At 59.4% G+C, this 17,679-nt stretch carries 20 protein-coding genes; 17 read left to right on the plus strand and 3 right to left on the minus strand.

The annotated features are described in order from the left end of the window. The first annotated feature begins 163 nt into the window (after window positions 1-163). The 4 genes from KW062_RS09300 (at window position 164) to KW062_RS09315 (ending at window position 3,161) form a co-directional block, all read left to right on the plus strand. Window positions 164-802: a TetR/AcrR family transcriptional regulator gene (locus KW062_RS09300; RefSeq protein WP_027618702.1), complete on the plus strand. Its 639-nt coding sequence runs from the start codon at window positions 164-166 to the stop codon at window positions 800-802. Between the two features lie 139 nt (window positions 803-941). Next, complete coding sequence (locus tag KW062_RS09305) at window positions 942-1,910, plus strand: GTP 3',8-cyclase MoaA (RefSeq protein WP_027618703.1); 969 nt, start codon at window positions 942-944, stop codon at window positions 1,908-1,910. Between the two features lie 67 nt (window positions 1,911-1,977). Continuing rightward, window positions 1,978-2,583 (plus strand): DUF4823 domain-containing protein, encoded by a 606-nt coding sequence (locus KW062_RS09310; protein WP_027618704.1) that lies wholly within the window; start codon window positions 1,978-1,980, stop codon window positions 2,581-2,583. Window positions 2,584-2,600: 17 nt separating this feature from the next. Then, window positions 2,601-3,161 carry a DUF1285 domain-containing protein gene (locus KW062_RS09315; protein ID WP_027618705.1) on the plus strand — a complete coding sequence of 187 codons (561 nt, stop codon included), beginning with the start codon at window positions 2,601-2,603 and terminating at the stop codon, window positions 3,159-3,161. A gap of 3 nt (window positions 3,162-3,164) precedes the next feature. Here KW062_RS09315 and KW062_RS09320 read toward each other — a convergent pair whose 3' ends face one another. Next, a complete protein-coding gene (locus KW062_RS09320; RefSeq protein WP_105755856.1) occupies window positions 3,165-4,385 on the minus strand; it encodes an MFS transporter in 1,221 nt (406 codons plus the stop codon). A gap of 197 nt (window positions 4,386-4,582) precedes the next feature. Here KW062_RS09320 and KW062_RS09325 point away from each other — a divergent pair, with 197 nt between their 5' ends. Continuing rightward, window positions 4,583-5,065, plus strand: a complete 483-nt coding sequence (locus tag KW062_RS09325; RefSeq protein WP_027618707.1) for a GNAT family N-acetyltransferase — start codon at window positions 4,583-4,585, stop codon at window positions 5,063-5,065. A gap of 8 nt (window positions 5,066-5,073) precedes the next feature. Here KW062_RS09325 and KW062_RS09330 read toward each other — a convergent pair whose 3' ends face one another. Continuing rightward, a complete protein-coding gene (locus KW062_RS09330) occupies window positions 5,074-6,126 on the minus strand; it encodes an NAD(P)-dependent alcohol dehydrogenase (protein ID WP_105755855.1) in 1,053 nt (350 codons plus the stop codon). Window positions 6,127-6,316: 190 nt separating this feature from the next. Here KW062_RS09330 and KW062_RS09335 point away from each other — a divergent pair, with 190 nt between their 5' ends. Further along, window positions 6,317-7,207, plus strand: coding sequence for an AraC family transcriptional regulator (locus tag KW062_RS09335; protein ID WP_105755874.1), 891 nt, complete (start codon window positions 6,317-6,319; stop codon window positions 7,205-7,207). Between the two features lie 57 nt (window positions 7,208-7,264). On the opposite strand, the gene KW062_RS09340 is transcribed toward KW062_RS09335, so the two are convergent. Continuing rightward, window positions 7,265-8,929: an electron transfer flavoprotein-ubiquinone oxidoreductase gene (locus KW062_RS09340; protein WP_027618710.1), complete on the minus strand. Its 1,665-nt coding sequence runs from the start codon at window positions 8,927-8,929 to the stop codon at window positions 7,265-7,267. A gap of 543 nt (window positions 8,930-9,472) precedes the next feature. On the opposite strand from KW062_RS09340, the gene KW062_RS09345 reads away from it, so the two are divergent. The 11 genes from KW062_RS09345 (at window position 9,473) to KW062_RS09395 (ending at window position 17,390) form a co-directional block, all read left to right on the plus strand. Continuing rightward, the gene (locus KW062_RS09345; RefSeq protein ID WP_027618711.1) at window positions 9,473-10,222 is read left to right on the plus strand and encodes an electron transfer flavoprotein subunit beta/FixA family protein; all 750 of its coding nucleotides are present in this window, start codon (window positions 9,473-9,475) and stop codon (window positions 10,220-10,222) included. Window positions 10,223-10,224: 2 nt separating this feature from the next. Then, window positions 10,225-11,154 carry an electron transfer flavoprotein subunit alpha/FixB family protein gene (locus tag KW062_RS09350; protein ID WP_105755889.1) on the plus strand — a complete coding sequence of 310 codons (930 nt, stop codon included), beginning with the start codon at window positions 10,225-10,227 and terminating at the stop codon, window positions 11,152-11,154. Between the two features lie 81 nt (window positions 11,155-11,235). Then, the gene (locus tag KW062_RS09355) at window positions 11,236-12,060 is read left to right on the plus strand and encodes a substrate-binding periplasmic protein (protein ID WP_027618713.1); all 825 of its coding nucleotides are present in this window, start codon (window positions 11,236-11,238) and stop codon (window positions 12,058-12,060) included. Between the two features lie 9 nt (window positions 12,061-12,069). Continuing rightward, a complete protein-coding gene (locus tag KW062_RS09360; protein ID WP_027618714.1) occupies window positions 12,070-12,426 on the plus strand; it encodes a DUF4398 domain-containing protein in 357 nt (118 codons plus the stop codon). Next, window positions 12,423-13,226, plus strand: a complete 804-nt coding sequence (locus KW062_RS09365) for an OmpA family protein (RefSeq protein WP_027618715.1) — start codon at window positions 12,423-12,425, stop codon at window positions 13,224-13,226. Before KW062_RS09360 ends, KW062_RS09365 begins: the two co-directional genes overlap by 4 nt. A gap of 200 nt (window positions 13,227-13,426) precedes the next feature. Beyond that, window positions 13,427-14,866 carry an aminotransferase-like domain-containing protein gene (locus KW062_RS09370; protein ID WP_027618716.1) on the plus strand — a complete coding sequence of 480 codons (1,440 nt, stop codon included), beginning with the start codon at window positions 13,427-13,429 and terminating at the stop codon, window positions 14,864-14,866. Between the two features lie 80 nt (window positions 14,867-14,946). After that, window positions 14,947-15,432: a translation initiation factor 2 gene (locus KW062_RS09375; protein WP_027618717.1), complete on the plus strand. Its 486-nt coding sequence runs from the start codon at window positions 14,947-14,949 to the stop codon at window positions 15,430-15,432. Window positions 15,433-15,596: 164 nt separating this feature from the next. Next, the gene (locus KW062_RS09380; RefSeq protein ID WP_027618718.1) at window positions 15,597-15,851 is read left to right on the plus strand and encodes a YkgJ family cysteine cluster protein; all 255 of its coding nucleotides are present in this window, start codon (window positions 15,597-15,599) and stop codon (window positions 15,849-15,851) included. Between the two features lie 41 nt (window positions 15,852-15,892). Next, complete coding sequence (locus tag KW062_RS09385; protein ID WP_105755890.1) at window positions 15,893-16,498, plus strand: START domain-containing protein; 606 nt, start codon at window positions 15,893-15,895, stop codon at window positions 16,496-16,498. 119 nt (window positions 16,499-16,617) lie between these two features. After that, complete coding sequence (locus KW062_RS09390; protein ID WP_027618720.1) at window positions 16,618-16,854, plus strand: hypothetical protein; 237 nt, start codon at window positions 16,618-16,620, stop codon at window positions 16,852-16,854. 194 nt (window positions 16,855-17,048) lie between these two features. Further along, on the plus strand, window positions 17,049-17,390 hold the full coding sequence (locus KW062_RS09395; RefSeq protein ID WP_027618721.1) for a ribonuclease E inhibitor RraB: 342 nt from the start codon (window positions 17,049-17,051) through the stop codon (window positions 17,388-17,390). The last annotated feature ends 289 nt before the right edge of the window (window positions 17,391-17,679 follow it).

Below are 17,679 nucleotides of genomic sequence, written 5' to 3' on the forward strand. Positions count from 1 at the left end.
GCTCTGATTGGCCGGTTTGGCGGTGCTCGCCGTCAGCACTGTCTGACGCAAGCTGACACAAATTCAACAAGAAACTGGGTCATGCTCGGATGATCCGTGCAATTTGGCGCAAGTTAGGCATAATACCCGGCTTCGAATTTTGACCCCTACAGACCTTTTTCTTATGCACAAAGAACCTCGTAAGGTCCGTGAGTTTCGTCGCCGCGAGCAAGAAATTCTCGACACCGCGCTCAAGCTGTTCCTCGAACAAGGTGAAGACAGTGTCACCGTCGAGATGATCGCTGATGCCGTGGGAATCGGCAAAGGCACCATCTACAAGCACTTCAAGTCCAAGGCGGAGATCTACCTGCGCCTGATGCTCGACTACGAGCGCGACCTGAACGAGCTGCTGCATTCGGCCGATGTCGACAAGGACAAGGAAGCCCTGTCCCGGGCTTACTTCGAATTCCGCATGCGTGATCCGCAGCGCTACCGCTTGTTCGATCGCCTGGAAGAAAAGGTGGTCAAGGGCAACCAGGTGCCGGAGATGGTCGAGGAGTTGCACAAGATCCGTGCCTCCAATTTCGAACGCCTGACCTTGCTGATCAAGGGCCGTATCAGCGAAGGCAAGCTCGAAGACGTGCCGCCGTATTTCCACTACTGCGCGACTTGGGCCCTGGTCCACGGCGCGGTGGCGCTGTATCACTCGCCGTTCTGGAGCAATGTGCTGGAAGATCAGGAAGGCTTCTTCCAGTTCCTGATGGACATCGGCGTGCGCATGGGTAACAAGCGCAAGCGCGATACCGACACCTCGAGCAGCTGATTCATTCAGCTGCTTTATTGCGCCATGTTTCCCTGTATGGCGCAGTGCCCCAGGAATATACTCAGGCTTAGGTATTGCTAAAACTTGATTTGTGAGTCAAGTTTTAGACTTTCCGAATCGACCTCCGCCGGAGTAATCCATGATCGTTGACCGACAAGGCAGACGTTTTCGCAATTTGCGCGTCAGCCTGACCTCCGCCTGCAACTATGCCTGCACCTATTGTGTGCCCAATGGCAAGCGCCTGGTGGCGGCGCAGGATGAGCTGTCGGCCGAAGCCATGGCGCGCGGAGTCGCCTATCTGATCGAAGCGGCGGGCATCGAACGCCTGCGCATCACCGGTGGCGAGCCGCTGGTCAGTCCCAAGCTCGAGACCTTCATGCGCGCGGTGGGGCAGATGGGCCTGGCGGATATCAGCCTGACCACCAATGGCCAATTGCTCGCCAAGAAACTGCCCCTGTTGGTGGACGCCGGCATTCGCCGCATCAACGTTTCCCTCGACACCCTGGACGCCGCGGCCTTTCGCAGTATCGCCCGGGGCGGCGACCTGCCAACGGTGCTCGATGGCATGCAGCAGGCCAGTGCCGCCGGGATCAGGATCAAGGTCAACATGGTGCCGCTGCGCGGGCAGAACCTCGATCAGGTCATGCCATTGCTCGATTACTGCCTGGAGCGCAATTACGAGCTGCGCTTCATCGAACTGATGCGCATGGGCCATCTGGCCAGCGACTCCAACGGCTTCCTGCAACAGTTCGTCAGCCTGCAGCAGTTGCTCGAGCTGATTGGCGAGCGCTATGAGTACCTGCAAGCCGATGCACCGCTGGATGCGACGGCGGTGCGTTATGCCATTCCCGGCCATGGCCATTTCGGCGTGATCGCCAACGAAAGTGTGCCGTTCTGCCGGACCTGCTCGCGGCTGCGTCTGTCCTCCACGGGCTGGCTGCACGGTTGCCTGTCGTCGAGCAATCGCCACTTTGTCGGCGATCTATTGGACAAACCGCGCCACCAAGCCTTGCCAGCCCTCCAGCGCTTGCTGGTCAAAGCCTTGGGCGACAAGCAGGACGTGGCGTTTTCCGGTGGCGCAACGGTGATGAAAATCATCGGCGGCTGAGCTGGCGCGGAAGCTGCATCCTGTCGACATTCGCCGGTTTTCCGTCACCGGCTTCTGGAGGGGAAGGATGCGTAGCCTGGTTTTGCTGCTCAGCGCGTTGGCGCTGGGTGGCTGCATGACTGTCAGTGACATGGGGGAAGGGGTTCGCTATCAGATGAGCGATGCCGGCTTTCTCGATCACAGCGACAGCCGTCGGGTGAACAACCTGCGTATTCAACCCGACTCCTTCATCTATATTGCCCAGGGCCCGTTCGCCCCGCCAGGTAGCGCCGATCCTCGGCAGAACGTGGTCGCCGAACAGGCCTTCAACGGCTTTATCGAATATTTCCCGATGGTCCGCCGCGCACGTGCTCCCGAAGGCCTGGACGCAGCCATGGGCGAGGCTCGGGCGGCCGGTGCGCACTATTTGCTGTACACCCGTTTCGCCAGCGCCGATGACCGCATCGGTAACTCGGATGAATGGCTGGACCAGGAAGCCGTGGACCGCCTCGGGATCGACAGTGGGGTGATTCAGCTGATGTTGATCGAGACCAGCACCCAGTATTTGATTGATACTGCACGGATCAAGAGTCGTGGCGGTTTACTGACGTTCCACGATAACAAGCCAGAAGATCTGATCGGGCCGCCGCTGGCGCAATATGCGCGCAGCCTGCTCGGCCTCGGCGATCAGTAGTTGATTGGGAGAGTGAGATGAGTGATCCGCACAAGGCCAACGATCTGTTGGGGCAAATTCCCAAGTCCAAAGGCTTGCCGCCGGTTCATTTGTGGAACCCCGACTTCTGCGGCGACATCGACATGCGCATCGCCCGCGACGGCACCTGGTATTACCTGGGCACGCCCATCGGACGCAAGCCGATGGTCAAGCTGTTCTCCACCATCATCCGCCGCGACGGTGATGATTATTTCCTGGTGACTCCGGTGGAGAAGGTCGGGATCAAGGTGGATGACGCGCCTTTTGTCGCGGTGACCCTGGAAGTGGAGGGAGAGGGTGAGGCCCAGGTGCTGCGCTTTACCACCAACGTCGAAGAGCTGACCGAGGCCGGTAAGGAGCATCCGTTGCGCGTGGTCATTGACCCGCGGACCCAGGAGCCAGCGCCCTATGTGCATGTGCGCTCCAACCTCGAAGCGCTGATTCATCGCAACGTGTTCTATCAACTGGTCGAGCTCGCCGTCAGCCGCGAACTCGACGGTCAGCGTTGGCTGGGTGTGTGGAGCGGCGGCGAGTTCTTCCGGATCGGTCTTGAGCCCTGATCCCTAGGCCGCTCGCAATGTCTTGCTGGTGACAAGCCGGCGCCAGAGCAGGCGGCCAACGGTGATCGACCAGTTCAACAACGCCACAGCCAGCACCACTTGCAGCATCGTCGACAGCCCTTGCTCGACGATGATCCTGCCCGCCAACCATGGAAAGCCGAAGACCCCGACAAAATACCCCAGGCTGAACAACAGCAGGGCTTGCGGGGTATGGCCGGGCGGTGCCTCGTTGGCGGCCAGGCCGTTGATCACCGAATAGGTGAGGCCATAGCCGACCCCCAGCGCAGCGGCTGCCATCAAATAGGTGAGGGCGTCGTCGACCCGATAGGCAAACATCAGGATAGACACCACCATCAGCCCCGACAGCAGGCATGAGGCCAGGTACGGATCGCGCTTGACCACCCAGCCGGCCAGCAGCAGGCGGCTGGTGATGGCGGCGCTCATGAAGCCGAGGAAGAACAGCGAGTAGTCCAGTGCGCGGGACGCTGCGTAGCTGGTCTGGAAACTCGACAAACCGCCGAATACGCAGCCGCCCAGGCCAACCATGAGAATGGCGAACAGCGCTTTGGAAGACATCACTCGCGATGCCGCGGCCCACGAGATGCGCGAGACGGCAGCGCTGCCCAATTGATTGGGGCGTTGCTTGAGGATCAGCCCCAGGCGCCAGAAGATCAGGCCGCCGAACAGGCTGGCCAGTGCCGCCAGGTAAAACGCGCTGATCAAGGGCAATCCCAGCGCACTGGCGGCGCGGCCGAGCAAAGGGCCGGAGCCGATCCCGGTCATCATGCTGCCCGACAGCAGGGCGAAGTATCGCGCCCGTTGTGCTGGCTCCACCAGCATCGCCACGATGATCGGTCCCAAGGTGTAGAACACGCCCCAGCCAAGGCCCAGGGTCAGGCCGAAAAACACCAGGGTATTGCCGAATCCGGGTGTCAGGGCAAAGCCCAGGCTGGCCAGCAACAGCAAACCGGCGAAGATCGCAACTGAGCGTGCGGCTCCCAGCGCGTCCGACAGGTGTCCTGACAGGATAACGGCGGCGAAGGTGCTGAGCATCGCCGCCGAAATCACGCTGCCGGCATCGTGTTCGTTGCCGCCACGTGAGCTGATCAGCAGCGACAATAGGAAGGTCGAGCCGTAGGACAGCGACAGCAGATAACTGGCCAGGCAAAACAGGCCAAACAGTCTGGTCGGCATGGCGCCGTCCGAGGTAGTGCGAGTGGACATGAATGGATCTCGTGGCCTGTTGTTGTTATCGAGCCCTTATCTACCATGGCCCGCGCAGGCATATGTTGTGTGGTTAGTGGTTTCAGGGTTAGTGGACGGTGGAGTAAGGCAGGGCTGACAAAGTTTTATCGCGGGGGTGTGACGAACGCCGATTGCCGACATAGTATGGCGTTTTCATTCGTTCTCAAGGGACGTCTATGTCGATCGAGATCCGCCCGGCTACGCCGAGCGATGCACCACAAATTCTTGCGTTCATCACCGAGCTTGCGGATTACGAGCGTGCTCGCCATGAAGTCATCGCCAGTGTCGCCGACATCGAGCGCAGTCTGTTCAGTGAAGGCGCGACGGCCCATGGCTTGATTTGCCTGCGCGACGGTCTGCCGATCGGTTTCGCGGTGTTTTTCTTCAGCTATTCGACGTGGCTGGGCAGCAACTGCCTGTACCTCGAGGACCTGTACATCACGCCGGAACAGCGTGGCGGCGGTGCCGGCAAACAACTGCTGCGCCATCTGGCAAAAATTGCCTGCGCCAATGATTGCGGGCGTTTCGAGTGGAGCGTGCTGGAGTGGAACACCCCGGCCATCGACTTCTACAAATCCCTCGGCGCCCAACCCCAGGAAGAGTGGGTGCGCTATCGCATGGATGGCAATGTCTTGCGCGATTTCGCCGAGGGTCGTTGAAGGAGCGGTCAGACTTTCAGGGTCGCCATGTCGATGACAAAGCGGTATTTCACGTCACCGGCGATCATGCGGGCGTAGGCCTCATTGATCTGACGGATATCGAGCATTTCGATGTCGCAGGTGATCCCGTGCTCGGCACAGAAATCCAGCACTTCCTGGGTTTCGGCGATGCCGCCAATCAGCGAACCGGCCAGCACCCGGCGGCTCATCACCAGTTTGCCGGCATGCATTGGCGGGTCCACCGGTTCGATCAGGCCAACGAGGATGTGCACGCCGTCAAACCGCAGGGTATCGAGGTAGGGGTTGAGGTCGTGCTGCACCGGAATGGTGTCGAGCAGGTAATCGAACTGGCCGGCGGCGGCTGTCATCTGGGCGGCATCGGTGGATACGATCACATGGTCCGCGCCCTGGCGTCGGCCTTCTTCAGCCTTGCTCGCAGAGCGAGTGAACACGGTCACTTCAGCGCCCATGGCCTTGGCGAACTTGATGCCCATATGGCCGAGACCACCCATGCCGAGAATCCCGACCTTGTCGCCGGCCTTGACGCCGTAGTGCTTGAGTGGCGAGTAGGTGGTGATGCCGGCGCAGAGAATCGGCGCGGCGCTGGCCGGGTCGAGGCGCTCGGGAATGCGCACGACGAAGTGCTCGCTGACCACGATGCTGTCGGAGTAGCCGCCCATGGTGTTGCTGCCGTCAACCCGGTCCGGGGTGGCGTAGGTCATGGTCGGGCCTTCGAGGCAGTATTGCTCGAGGTTCTGCTGGCAAGCGGCGCAGGTGCGGCAGGAGTCGACCATGCAACCAACGCCGACCAGATCGCCTACTTTATGTTGAGTGACGTTCGCGCCGATGGCGGTGACTTTTCCGACGATCTCGTGGCCGGGCATCAGCGGATAAACCGCGATGCCCCATTCGTTACGTGCCTGGTGGATGTCGGAGTGGCAGACGCCGCAGTACAGGATCTCGATCGCCACGTCGTCAGCGCGTGGGCTGCGGCGTTCGAATTTCATCGGGGCGAGGGGAGTGGTGGCCGATTGAGCGGCATATCCGATAGCGGTGTACATGAAGAACCTCGCAGAAGCAGTGACAGGTGAGGTGGCGCATTCTGGGCGCCGACTGCAGCTGCGGCCATGACGATTCCTCCGGGTCTCATGCCTAATCCTCCGGCATGCAAGTCTTGGCAATCGCATTGGCAAAAGGATCTGCGATGATGCTTGCATGCCTTTTTCCGTGACTTTTTTGAAGACCCATCCAATGCAGTTGACCCGCCACCTTGATGCCAATGCCACGCTGGTTTCGTTGATCGAGCCGCTGGCGCTCCGCGACGGTTACAGCCAGACCGGGTTGTCCGGCGTGCAAGTCTTGCGCGCCAGTTGCGACGTGGCGCGTGGCCCGCACATTTATGAGCCGAGCCTGATGATCATCGCCCAGGGCAGCAAACTGGCGTTCCTGGGCCCACGCACCATGGAGTATGGCGCCGGGCACTACCTGATTCAGGCGCTGCCGGTGCCGTTCGAGTGCGAAACCTTTGCCTTGCCGGATGCCCCGTTGCTGGGGGTGTCGGTGGCAATCGACCGCGTGCTGCTCGGTGAGCTGGTGCTGGCGATGGGGCTGGCCCCGGGGCGGCACATTCCAGCGCAAACGCCGGAGTCGATGACTTCGGTGGTGCTCGACGATGACATGCGCGGCTGCGTCGAACGCTTGCTGCGCAGTCTGCACGATCCGCTGGAAGGCCAGATTCTCGGACCAGCGCGCGTGCGCGAGTTGTTGTTCACCGCGTTGCGCGGACCGCAGGCCGATGTCTTGCGCGCACTGGTGGAGCAGCAGGGACAGTTCGCCCGGGTCGCGGCGTCGATCAGCCATCTGCATGCGCATTACACCGAGCCGCTGAATGTCGAAACCCTGGCCGGTTGCGCGAATATGAGTGTTTCGACCTTTCACGAGCACTTCAAGCGCAGCACCCTGTTGTCGCCGGTGCAATACTTGAAGCGCTTGCGCCTGCTCAAGGCGCAGACGTTGTTGGTGGCGGAAGGGCTGGGTGTGGCCCAGGTAGCGCATCGGGTCGGCTATCAAAGCACCTCGCAGTTCAGTCGCGAGTACAAGCGTTACTTTGAACGCAGCCCTGGGGAAGAGCGGGTGGCGTGAATCGCGGGCAACAAAAAGGCCCCCATTCGGGAGCCTCCTGTTGTACCGGTGGGTGACCTACATGTTCGGGTAGGTCGGGCCGCCAGCCCCTTCCGGGGTAACCCAGGTGATGTTCTGCGCCGGGTCCTTGATGTCGCAGGTCTTGCAGTGCACGCAGTTCTGCGAGTTGATCTGGAAGCGCTTCTCGCCGTCTTCCTGAGTCACCACTTCGTACACGCCAGCCGGGCAGTAACGCTGGGCGGGCTCATCGTACAGCGGCAGGTTCTTGCTGATCGGAATGCTCGCGTCGGCCAGCTTCAAGTGGCAAGGCTGCTCTTCTTCGTGGTTGGTACCGGAGATGAACACCGAGCTGAGCTTGTCGAAGCTGAGTTTGCCGTCCGGTTTCGGGTAGTCGATCTTCTTGCAGTCTGCCGCCAGCTTCAGGCATGCATAGTCCGGCTTGGTGTCATGCAGGGTGAACGGCAGTTTGCCGCCGAAGATGTTCTGGTCGAGCCAGTTGAAACCACCGCCAACAATCGCGCCGAACTTGTGGATCGCTGGGCCGAAGTTGCGGCTGGCGAACAGTTCTTCGTAGAGCCAGCTGGACTTGAACGAATCGACGTAGCTGGTCAGTTCGTCCGCGCCTTCGGAGCCGGCGAACAGCGCATCGGCCACAGAGTCGGCAGCGAGCATGCCGGACTTCATGGCGGTGTGGCTGCCCTTGATCTTGGCGAAGTTCAGGGTGCCGAGGTCGCAACCGATCAGCGCGCCGCCCTTGAACACCATCTTCGGCAGCGAGTTCAGGCCACCTTTGCAGATCGCCCGCGCGCCGTAGCTGATGCGCTTGCCGCCTTCGAGGTACTGCTTGAGGACCGGGTGATGTTTGAGGCGCTGAAACTCGTCGAACGGCGACAGGTAAGTGTTGCTGTAGGACAGGTCAACGATCAGGCCGACCACCACCTGGTTGTTTTCCAGGTGATAAAGGAACGAACCGCCAGTGTTTTCAGTGCCCATAATGTCCAGCGGCCAGCCGGCGGTGTGGACCACCAGGCCTGGCTGATGCTTGGCCGGGTCGATTTCCCAGATTTCCTTGAGGCCGATGCCGTAGTGCTGGGCGTCGGCGTCGCTGTCCAGGTTGTAGCGCTTGATCAGTTGCTTGCCGATATGGCCACGGCAGCCTTCGGCGAACAGGGTGTACTTGCCACGCAATTCCATGCCTGGGGTGTACAGGCCGTCTTTCGGATGGCCTTCGCGATCGACACCGAGGTCGCCGGTGATGATCCCGCGCACCACGCCATTTTCGTCAATCAGCGCTTCCTGGGCGGCGAAGCCTGGGTAGATTTCCACGCCAAGATTTTCGGCCTGCTGGGCCAGCCAGCGGCACAGGTTGCCCAGGGAAATGATGTAGTTGCCTTCGTTATGCATGGTCTTGGGCACAAAGAAGTCAGGGATTTTTTGCGCGCTTTCGGCATTTTTCAGCACGAAAATGTCGTCGCGGGTGACCGGCGTGTTCAGTGGGGCGCCGAGCTCTTTCCAGTCGGGGAACAATTCGTTCAGCGCCCGAGGTTCGAACACCGCACCGGACAGAATATGTGCGCCGACTTCGGAGCCTTTTTCGACCACGCAGACGCTAATTTCCTTACCGGCTTCGGTGGCCTTCTGCTTCAATCGGCAGGCGGCGGAAAGACCAGCGGGGCCGGCACCGACGATGACCACGTCGAATTCCATGTATTCGCGTTCCACAGGTTATCTCCTACTCAAGGCTCAACAGTTTTTTTTCTAATTGGAGGTTTGGTGTCGCATCAACGGATTGCTCCGTGACGCCGGCCAGTGGACAATCGATGGCTCACCCTTCTCTCTGGGTGGCGCATTATATCTACACCACTCTCAGCGTCCAATACAAACGTTTGTTTGAATTTGCTGGAAGCCTGATAAATCAAAGACGCGCGGCTGATAACTGACCGTTTTGCCGTATTGACCGGAATGGGTGTTCCGGTCAAGATACGGGCGGTTTTGCGCTCGCCGTAGGCTGGCTGTTGGTTTCAAGAGCACCTCTAAAGACAGGGCGAAGGCAATACAAGGTGACGTGCAGAAAGAGTTCGCTGCGCAGTTTACACGCCATGCAAGGCAATGACTCGTCAGTCACCCCTGACGAACGGTCATTGAGCCCGTGAGCGGAGTCACCCATTCACTGCCGGCGTTTTTAGAGGTGCCCTTGCGCCGTTGAGCTCAACCACCAGGTTCGCCTAGGCGACTTTCTTTTCACCGGAGAGTAACGAGGAATCCATGAAGGTTCTTGTAGCTGTCAAACGAGTGGTCGACTATAACGTCAAGGTTCGCGTCAAAGCGGACAACTCCGGCGTCGATCTCGCTAACGTCAAGATGTCGATGAACCCTTTCTGCGAAATCGCAGTGGAAGAAGCCGTACGCCTGAAAGAGAAGGGTGTTGCGACTGAAATCGTCGTCGTCTCCATCGGCCCGTCCACCGCTCAAGAGCAACTGCGTACCGCGCTGGCTCTGGGTGCCGACCGCGCCATCCTCGTCGAATCCGCCGAAGATCTGACTTCCCTGGCCGTTGCCAAGCTGTTGAAAGCTGTTGTCGACAAGGAACAGCCACAGCTGGTGATCCTGGGCAAGCAAGCCATCGACAGTGACAACAACCAGACTGGCCAGATGCTGGCTGCACTGAGCGGCTACGGTCAGGGCACTTTCGCTTCGAAAGTCGAAGTCAATGGCGACAGCGTTGCCGTGACTCGCGAAATCGACGGCGGCGCGCAGACGGTTTCCCTGAAACTGCCAGCGATCGTCACCACCGACCTGCGTTTGAACGAGCCGCGTTATGCGTCCCTGCCAAACATCATGAAAGCCAAGAAGAAGCCGCTTGAAACGCTGACTCCTGATGCTTTGGGCGTTTCCACCGCCTCCACCAACAAAACCCTGAAAGTCGAAGCGCCTGCTGCACGCAGCGCGGGTATCAAGGTCAAGTCGGTGGCTGAACTGGTCGAGAAACTGAAAAACGAAGCGAAGGTAATCTAATCATGACTATCTTGGTAATCGCTGAACACGACAACAAAGCAGTGGCCCCGGCTACGCTGAACACCGTGGCCGCTGCCGCCAAAATCGGTGGTGACGTGCATGTACTGGTTTCGGGTCAGGGCGTTGGTGCCGTGGCTGAGGCCGCTGCAAAAATCGCTGGCGTGAGCAAAGTACTGGTGGCCGACAACGCTGCCTACGCTCACCAACTGCCGGAAAACGTTGCGCCGCTGGTAGCCGAGCTGGGCAAGGGCTACAGCCACATCCTGGCTGCCGCTACTTCCAACGGCAAAAACATCCTGCCACGCGTTGCCGCGCAGCTGGACGTTGACCAGATCTCCGAGATCATCGCCGTGGTCAGCGCTGACACCTTCCAGCGTCCGATCTACGCCGGTAACGCCATCGCGACCGTACAGTCCAACGCTGCAGTGAAAGTGATCACCGTGCGTGCCACCGGTTTCGACCCGGTTGCCGCTGAAGGTGGTTCGGCTGCCGTTGAATCGGTGGCTGCTGCTCACGACGCCGGTACTTCCAGCTTCGTTGGTGAAGAACTGGCCAAGTCCGATCGTCCGGACCTGACCGCTGCCAAGATCGTCGTTTCCGGCGGCCGCGGCATGCAGAACGGCGATAACTTCAAACACCTGTACGCCCTGGCCGACAAGCTGGGCGCTGCTGTTGGCGCTTCCCGCGCGGCAGTGGACGCAGGCTTCGTACCCAACGACATGCAGGTCGGTCAGACCGGCAAGATCGTTGCTCCACAGCTGTACATCGCCGTCGGTATCTCCGGCGCGATCCAGCACTTGGCCGGCATGAAAGACTCCAAGGTGATCGTTGCGATCAACAAGGACGAAGAAGCGCCGATCTTCCAGGTGGCCGATTACGGCTTGGTGGCGGACCTGTTCGAAGCCATCCCTGAGCTGGAGAAGCTGGTCTAATCCAGCGGCTTCACTTATAAAGAGCCCGGCCATTTGGCCGGGTTTTTTTATTTCGACGATTTTACCGGGGAGAGATACGCCATGGATTTGCGTCGCTGGAGTGGCCGGTCGCTGTGCCTGGGCCTGGCACTGTTGCCGGTTGTGGCGAGCGCCGCCGGCAAGTGCGAGCGGCTGGTGGTCACCGGTAGCCCCGATGCGCCGCCGTACCTGTGGCAAGACCCGCAGGACCCGACGCACCTGATCGGTGCCAATGCCGATCTGCTGCAGCAAGTAGCCCAGGAGTTGGGGCTCAAGGTCGAATTGCGTTATGCCGGCAAGCGCTCCGAAGCGTTGGAGGAAGTGCGCAGCGGGCGCATGGACATGCTCGCTGACGCCTCGCTGACCACCCGCCAACTGGAGGCGTTGGACTACATTCACCCGGCGTTGACCAGCAACGACTATCTGGTCTGGACCCGCAATGGTTCGACCCTGGATTACGCGACGGCGCAGGACTTGATCGGGCATGTCGGTGCGCTGTCGCAGCAAGCGCGACTGACCCAGGATTTCGAGGCGTTCGCCCAGTCTCAACTGACCCTGGTGAGTACGCCAAACCTGACTCAGGCATTCCAGAAGCTGGTGCTGGGTGAGGTCGAGTTTGTCCTCGCCGGTCGTTACGCGGGCATGGCCATGACTCAGACCCTGGGCATTGCCAAGGACGTTGAAGCCTACTCGCCTGCAGTAGATAAACCTGGGCTGTACCTGGCCATTTCCCACAACTCGGCGTGCAACGATCCATGGTTGCGCGGACAGTTGGCCAAAAAGATGACAGAATTGCCCGCGTCCGGTCTGACGGAGGCCGTGCTGCAGCGCAATCTGGAGCGCTGGAAAGCACATTTGAAACAGCCCGTCAGCGCCTTAAAACAGTAGGGATTTTTAGTGACTATTCGACCTCTTTTCGCTGCCTTGGCCGTTGTGGCTCTGGCAGGTTGTGCCGCCGATCCGGCGCCGAATGAGCAAATGCGCCTGACCGCCCAGACCCTGGAGCAGGCCACCGCCGTGGGTGCCACGGCCGATGAAGTGCCCGAGCTGAAACTGGCCGAGGGCAAATACACCCAGGCCCAGGCCGACATGGCCGACCAATCGTTCAAGGATGCCCGCATGCAGGCCGAACAGGCCGAGCTGGATGCGCGGCTGGCCGAAGCCAAGGTTTTGACCCTCAAGAGCGAGGAACAGCTGAACGTGCTCAACACCCGTATTGCCCGCCTGCGCAAGCAACTGGGGGACGCTCAATGAATGCGAAAATGGGTGTGCTCGGCAGCCTGTTGCTGATCGGTCTTTACGGCTGCGCGGGGCAGCACAGCGATGCTTCCCTGCAACAGGCCAACGCTGACTTCCAGAAGGTCAAGGAGGATTCGAATGTCCTGCGCATTGCGCCCAAGGACGTGATCCGTGCCGGCGAATCGCTGGCCCGCGCCGATCGTCTATCGAGCTACTGGGGCAGCGGTGCGGACGTGCAGCACTATGCCTACCTCAGCCAGCGCTACAGCGAAATCGCCCGTCAGCACACCGAGAAAGCGCTCAACGAGGAACGTGCCGCCAAGCTCGAATTGGAGCGCCAGCGCCTGCAACTGGCGTTGCGCGAGGCCAAGCTGCTGAGCGTGCAACAGCAGGGTAAATGGCTCGAAGAGCAGATCATCAGCCTGGCCACGACCCAGACTGATCGCGGTCTGGTGATGACCCTCGGTGATGTGCTGTTCGACACCGGTGAGGCTGAACTGAAAAGCTCGGCCAATCGCACTGTGCTGAAGATCGTCCAGTTCCTCCAGCTCAATCCCAAGCGTGTGGTGCGCATCGAGGGCTACACGGACAGCACCGGTGGCAAGCAGGAAAACCGCAAACTGTCCCGGGATCGGGCCCAGGCGGTAGCGGACATGCTGATGGACCTGGGCATTGACGACAAACGCATTCAAGTCGAAGGCTATGGTGATGAATACCCGGTCGAAGCCAATGCTTCGGAGCGGGGGCGGGCGCAGAATCGTCGCGTCGAAATCGTTTTCTCCGACGAAAAAGGCCAGCTCGGCGCTGCCCGCTAAGGTCAGCGTTACTGGAAAATCCGGCTCTCCTTGAGACGCCGGGTTTTTTTTCGCCTGCCAATCGGTGCACAAAACCGTACAGTTTTTGCTGACACTGGGCGGTACGCTCGATTATTGTGGTAACTGTTCCCGTACACTTTGAAACTGTGCTGAAACTGTACCTACAAAAATAAAACGCCCGTGCAATCGAGTGCCGCGTCATGACCAATCTTCTGCTCTATCAACGTATCGCTCAGCAGCTCGCTGAGGATATCCGGCGCGGCGTCTATCAGCCCGGCGAACGTGTGCCTTCGGTGCGCAAAATGAGTTCGCAACTCAACGTCAGCCATGCCACGGTGCTCCAGGCTTATGCCAACCTGGAAGACCAGGGCTTGATTCGCGCGCGTCCGCAGTCGGGTTACTACGTGCACCAGACCCCCGCGCTCACCGCGCCGACGCCGGACATTGCCCGGGTCGAACGGCCGGGGCTGGTGACACGCAGCAGCATCATCCAGCAGGTGCTGGTGGAGTCCCGTCGTGAAGGGGTCTTTCCCCTGGGTGCTGCGGTGCCCAGTGTCGATTACCTGCCGGTGCGGGCATTGCACCAGCAGTTGGCCAAGGTCACGCGCTTTCACAGCCCGCGGGCGTTCAGCTACATGTTCAGCCCGGGTTTTGAGCCGCTGCGCCGTCAGGTAGCCATTCGCATGCGCGATGCAGGGGTGGTGGTCGATCCCTCTGAAGTGGTCATTACCCACGGCTGTGTCGACGCCCTGCAGATGTCCCTGCGAGTGCTGACTCGCCCGGGCGACCTTATCGCCGCTGAATCACCCACTTATTACGGCCTGCTGCAATTGGCCGATCTGCTGGGACTCAAGGTCATCGAGATTCCCAGCGACCCGTCCACGGGTATGAGTCTGGAGGCTCTGCAACTGGCGGCCAACCAGTGGTCGATCAAGGCGCTGGTGCTGACCACGCGCCTGAGCAATCCGCTGGGTGGAACCATGCCGGAAGAACGGCAGAAACAACTGCTGCGCCTGGCCTCGGATTTCGACATTCAGGTGGTCGAAGACGATATCTACGGCGAATTGATGTTCGAGCAGGGGCGCACCAAGTCCCTCAAGGCCTATGACCGGCTGGATCGGGTGATCTACTGCTCGAGCTTTTCCAAGACCTTGTCACCCGGTGTGCGCATCGGCTGGATGATCGCCGGCAAGTATCAGCAGGAAATTCAGCGTCTGCAGACCTTCAGCACCCATTCGGCATGTAGCGTCACGCAGATGGCGATCGCCGCTTACCTGGAGAATGGTGGTTACGACCGGCACTTGCGCTACATCCGTCAGGAGTACCGCAAGAACCTCAGTGCGTTCCAGTTGGCGGTGCAGCAGTACTTCCCGGAAGGCACGCAAATGACCCGACCCACGGGCGGCTTCATTCTCTGGGTCAGTTTGCCGGGGCGGGTCAATACTCAGGAACTGCACGTGCGTGCCCTGCAGCAGGGGATCAGCATCGCGCCGGGGCTGATTTTCAGTAACACCGAACAGTTCAACCACTGTATTCGGCTCAACTGCGGGATCCCGTGGAATCGGGAGGCCGAACGGACGTTGATGACCCTGGGGATGCTGGCCACACAGCTGTGCCAGGAAACAGCCAGTGGTTTTTGAGATTGACTGGCATTACCTGCTTGTCAGCGGTCCTCCAACAAGCGAGCATATGGCCCTCTGCCGTTAGTGCTGTAAGGCTCATGAAAGCGATTTTCCCCATTGGTATGGTGTTGGCCTGTCTGCTGAGTGTCTTCGATGGGGGCTTCATTTTGGCTGCCAACGCTGCAGACAAGCCGGTTGCCACGCCCCGGGAGCAGTCGGTAAAAAAAGCGGTACCAGTGAAAAAAAACGACGCCACGAAAAAAGCTGCCCCGCAGAAAAAGCGTCCACCCATTGCCTCGAAATCAAAATCGGCCAGCGAACTGGTGAGAACCACTGACTTGCCGTCCACCAAAGTCGATCTGAGCTTGCCGCCCGAGATGGTCAGGCAATTGCAGCCGCTGGGTTCGGTTCCACTCGTAAAACGCACGCCATTGTTGCCGCCCTTGTTTGGCGAGAAACCTAAGGAAGACGGTAAATTTCAGCTCAATGGCCGGTTGATTTCCAACGAATTGCAGTTGCAGATGCGCAACGAAGATCATCGGGAAATCGAGGGTGCAGCCCTGGAATTCCAGTTCAATCAGTAAAACCCGACGGCAGGTGTGACCTGCCGGCCAGAGACTTTGTCGCAAGACTGACCGGTCACGCACAAATGCGCGAAAAACCCTTGGACAGACAATTTCAAACGGCTGTTTAAGGGCGTACTCTTGTCCCCGTCATTCAACACATTACCCATCTTGAGGTTGTCGTCATGCAGTGCCGAGAAGGCTGCGGCGCTTGCTGCATAGCCCCTTCCATCAGTACCCCGATCCCGGGCATGCCCAATGGCAAGCCGGCGGGCGAACGTTGTGTGCAACTTTCTGTCGATAATCTGTGCAGGATTTTCGGTCAACCCGAGCGGCCGGCAGTCTGCGGTGCGTTTCAGGCGGATATCGAAGTCTGTGGCACCAGCCAGGAAGAGGCCATCACGCTGATCGGATGGTGGGAGCAGATGACCGCGGCGTAGTGTGTTCAACGAACGGAACTTCAACAATAAGGAACAAGACTATGGGTTCGCTGCATCGTATCGCTGTGTTGTGTGGTTTGACCGCCGTGCTGGCCTCGACCATGGCTCAGGCTGAAGACTGGAAAGTCGCCAAGAATGAAGACGGGATCAAGATTTCCCTGAGTGAAATCCCGGGCTCCGACTACAAGTCTTACCAGGGCGTGACCCTGATGAAGACCACGGTCGCCAAGCTGCGCGCGTTGCAGGAAGACGTGGCGGGTGCCTGCACCTGGATTCATGAGTGCAAAATGCAGAAGCTGCTCAAGCATGAAGGCGACCAGAGCTGGACCTACACCCAATTCAATACGCCGTGGCCTGTCACCCCGCGTGATTCGGTGCTGCACGTGACCACCGTCGAGAACGCCGATGGCAGCCTGACCCGCAACCTCGAAGGCGTGCCCAAGTACATTCCCGAAGAGAAAGGTTTCGTTCGTGTTACTCAGGTTAAAGGCTTCTGGAAGTTCGTGCCCAAGGGCGATCAGGTCGAAGTGACTTATCAAGTGCACACCGAGCCAGGTGGCAGCGTACCGGCAATGGTTGCCAACAAGTTCGTGGTCGATGCCCCGTTCGAAACCCTCAAGGCCTTGAAGGCGCGCGCCGAGAAATAAGCATCCTGTGCCGGAACGGGTTTTTCCGTTCCGGCGCTGCTGACGCCGGGAACGATTTCCGATCCTTCGCGGTCGAGATACAGGTAAGCCCATTGGCGGGCTTTGCCGAGGAGGCAGCGATGCAAAAGTGGCAAATCACCTTTGTTGATGATCACGGTGAGCAAAGCGTCGAGCAATTCGACTGCGAGCAAAAACCGGACATGGAAAAGGCGGCACAGTTGATTCGCGCCAAACTGCTCCCGGTTTCGGCCGAGCTGGATCTCAATGACCTGGAAGGTCGCACCGCCGAACCGACGGTCAAAAGCCTTAAAACCCAGAACAGCATTCAAATCCTCGCGATCACCCCGATTCCTTGACCCCTCCCGATTCAGGCCTTGGCAGCCGCTCTGACTTGGGGCTACTCTGCATTCGAGATCAGCGAATGGATCGCTAAGGTCTGGTCTTGTCAGCTACATGCTTGTTTCCCGGCGGCAACCGGGTTGCCGCAGCACTCGCCAGAAAGGTGCAGGGAGTACGGAAAGTCTATCCATCTGATTGCGGAGGACGTTTCATGAGCACAGCCTATCAAGAAGACATCAGCAGCAGCGTGCTGCGCCGCATGAAAGAAGGCGGTTTTGATTTTTCACGGTTCCATCCCATCGAGTTCTACGCCATTTTCCCCGACGAGGAGCGGGCACGCAGGGCGGCAGGGCAGTTTCGCGGTGAGTCCTTGAATGCACAGATCAGTGTGCGTGACGACGGCGCCTGGTATCTGGAACTGAGTAAGGTGATGTTCGCCACCTATGGCGGAATCGGCGATTTTGAACAGGACTTTGAAGCGGTGGTAGAGCCTTTGGGTGGGATTATCGAGGGCTGGGGTGTCAAGCACGAGGTACGAGGGCAACTCGCATAACATCATGAACAGCGACACTATGCAGCGACGGCTGACCCTTGGGTCAGCCGTTTTCGTATGGGCAGGAAAAAGCCGGATAAAAAAAAGCCACCTGAGCAGGTGGCCAAAAGGGAAGAGAGGTGGGCAGAACGCTGTCGGACAGCTGCGTTCTGCGAGGTAGGACAATTATCGGCAAGCGCCGGCGAGCAGTGAAATGAACTGTGGCTATGCTCCTAATAGCCATCCTCATTGCCATTCCGTGGAGCGTTGGCGTTCAGGTTGGAGCATCCACTGCACAGGAATGGTGCGG

The organism is Pseudomonas fluorescens (assembly GCF_019212185.1).
Lineage (GTDB): Bacteria > Pseudomonadota > Gammaproteobacteria > Pseudomonadales > Pseudomonadaceae > Aquipseudomonas.

Bases quoted from the DNA above. Each gene is read 5' to 3' on its own strand.
- KW062_RS09300 (WP_027618702.1), top strand. From the start codon at position 164: ATGCACAAAGAACCTCGTAAGGTCCGTGAGTTTCGTCGCCGCGAGCAA.
- KW062_RS09305 (WP_027618703.1), top strand. From the start codon at position 942: ATGATCGTTGACCGACAAGGCAGACGTTTTCGCAATTTGCGCGTCAGC.
- KW062_RS09310 (WP_027618704.1), top strand. From the start codon at position 1,978: ATGCGTAGCCTGGTTTTGCTGCTCAGCGCGTTGGCGCTGGGTGGCTGC.
- KW062_RS09315 (WP_027618705.1), top strand. From the start codon at position 2,601: ATGAGTGATCCGCACAAGGCCAACGATCTGTTGGGGCAAATTCCCAAG.
- KW062_RS09320 (WP_105755856.1), bottom strand. From the start codon at position 4,385: ATGTCCACTCGCACTACCTCGGACGGCGCCATGCCGACCAGACTGTTT.
- KW062_RS09325 (WP_027618707.1), top strand. From the start codon at position 4,583: ATGTCGATCGAGATCCGCCCGGCTACGCCGAGCGATGCACCACAAATT.
- KW062_RS09330 (WP_105755855.1), bottom strand. From the start codon at position 6,126: ATGTACACCGCTATCGGATATGCCGCTCAATCGGCCACCACTCCCCTC.
- KW062_RS09335 (WP_105755874.1), top strand. From the start codon at position 6,317: ATGCAGTTGACCCGCCACCTTGATGCCAATGCCACGCTGGTTTCGTTG.
- KW062_RS09345 (WP_027618711.1), top strand. From the start codon at position 9,473: ATGAAGGTTCTTGTAGCTGTCAAACGAGTGGTCGACTATAACGTCAAG.
- KW062_RS09350 (WP_105755889.1), top strand. From the start codon at position 10,225: ATGACTATCTTGGTAATCGCTGAACACGACAACAAAGCAGTGGCCCCG.
- KW062_RS09355 (WP_027618713.1), top strand. From the start codon at position 11,236: ATGGATTTGCGTCGCTGGAGTGGCCGGTCGCTGTGCCTGGGCCTGGCA.
- KW062_RS09365 (WP_027618715.1), top strand. From the start codon at position 12,423: ATGAATGCGAAAATGGGTGTGCTCGGCAGCCTGTTGCTGATCGGTCTT.
- KW062_RS09370 (WP_027618716.1), top strand. From the start codon at position 13,427: ATGACCAATCTTCTGCTCTATCAACGTATCGCTCAGCAGCTCGCTGAG.
- KW062_RS09375 (WP_027618717.1), top strand. From the start codon at position 14,947: ATGAAAGCGATTTTCCCCATTGGTATGGTGTTGGCCTGTCTGCTGAGT.
- KW062_RS09380 (WP_027618718.1), top strand. From the start codon at position 15,597: ATGCAGTGCCGAGAAGGCTGCGGCGCTTGCTGCATAGCCCCTTCCATC.
- KW062_RS09385 (WP_105755890.1), top strand. From the start codon at position 15,893: ATGGGTTCGCTGCATCGTATCGCTGTGTTGTGTGGTTTGACCGCCGTG.
- KW062_RS09390 (WP_027618720.1), top strand. From the start codon at position 16,618: ATGCAAAAGTGGCAAATCACCTTTGTTGATGATCACGGTGAGCAAAGC.
- KW062_RS09395 (WP_027618721.1), top strand. From the start codon at position 17,049: ATGAGCACAGCCTATCAAGAAGACATCAGCAGCAGCGTGCTGCGCCGC.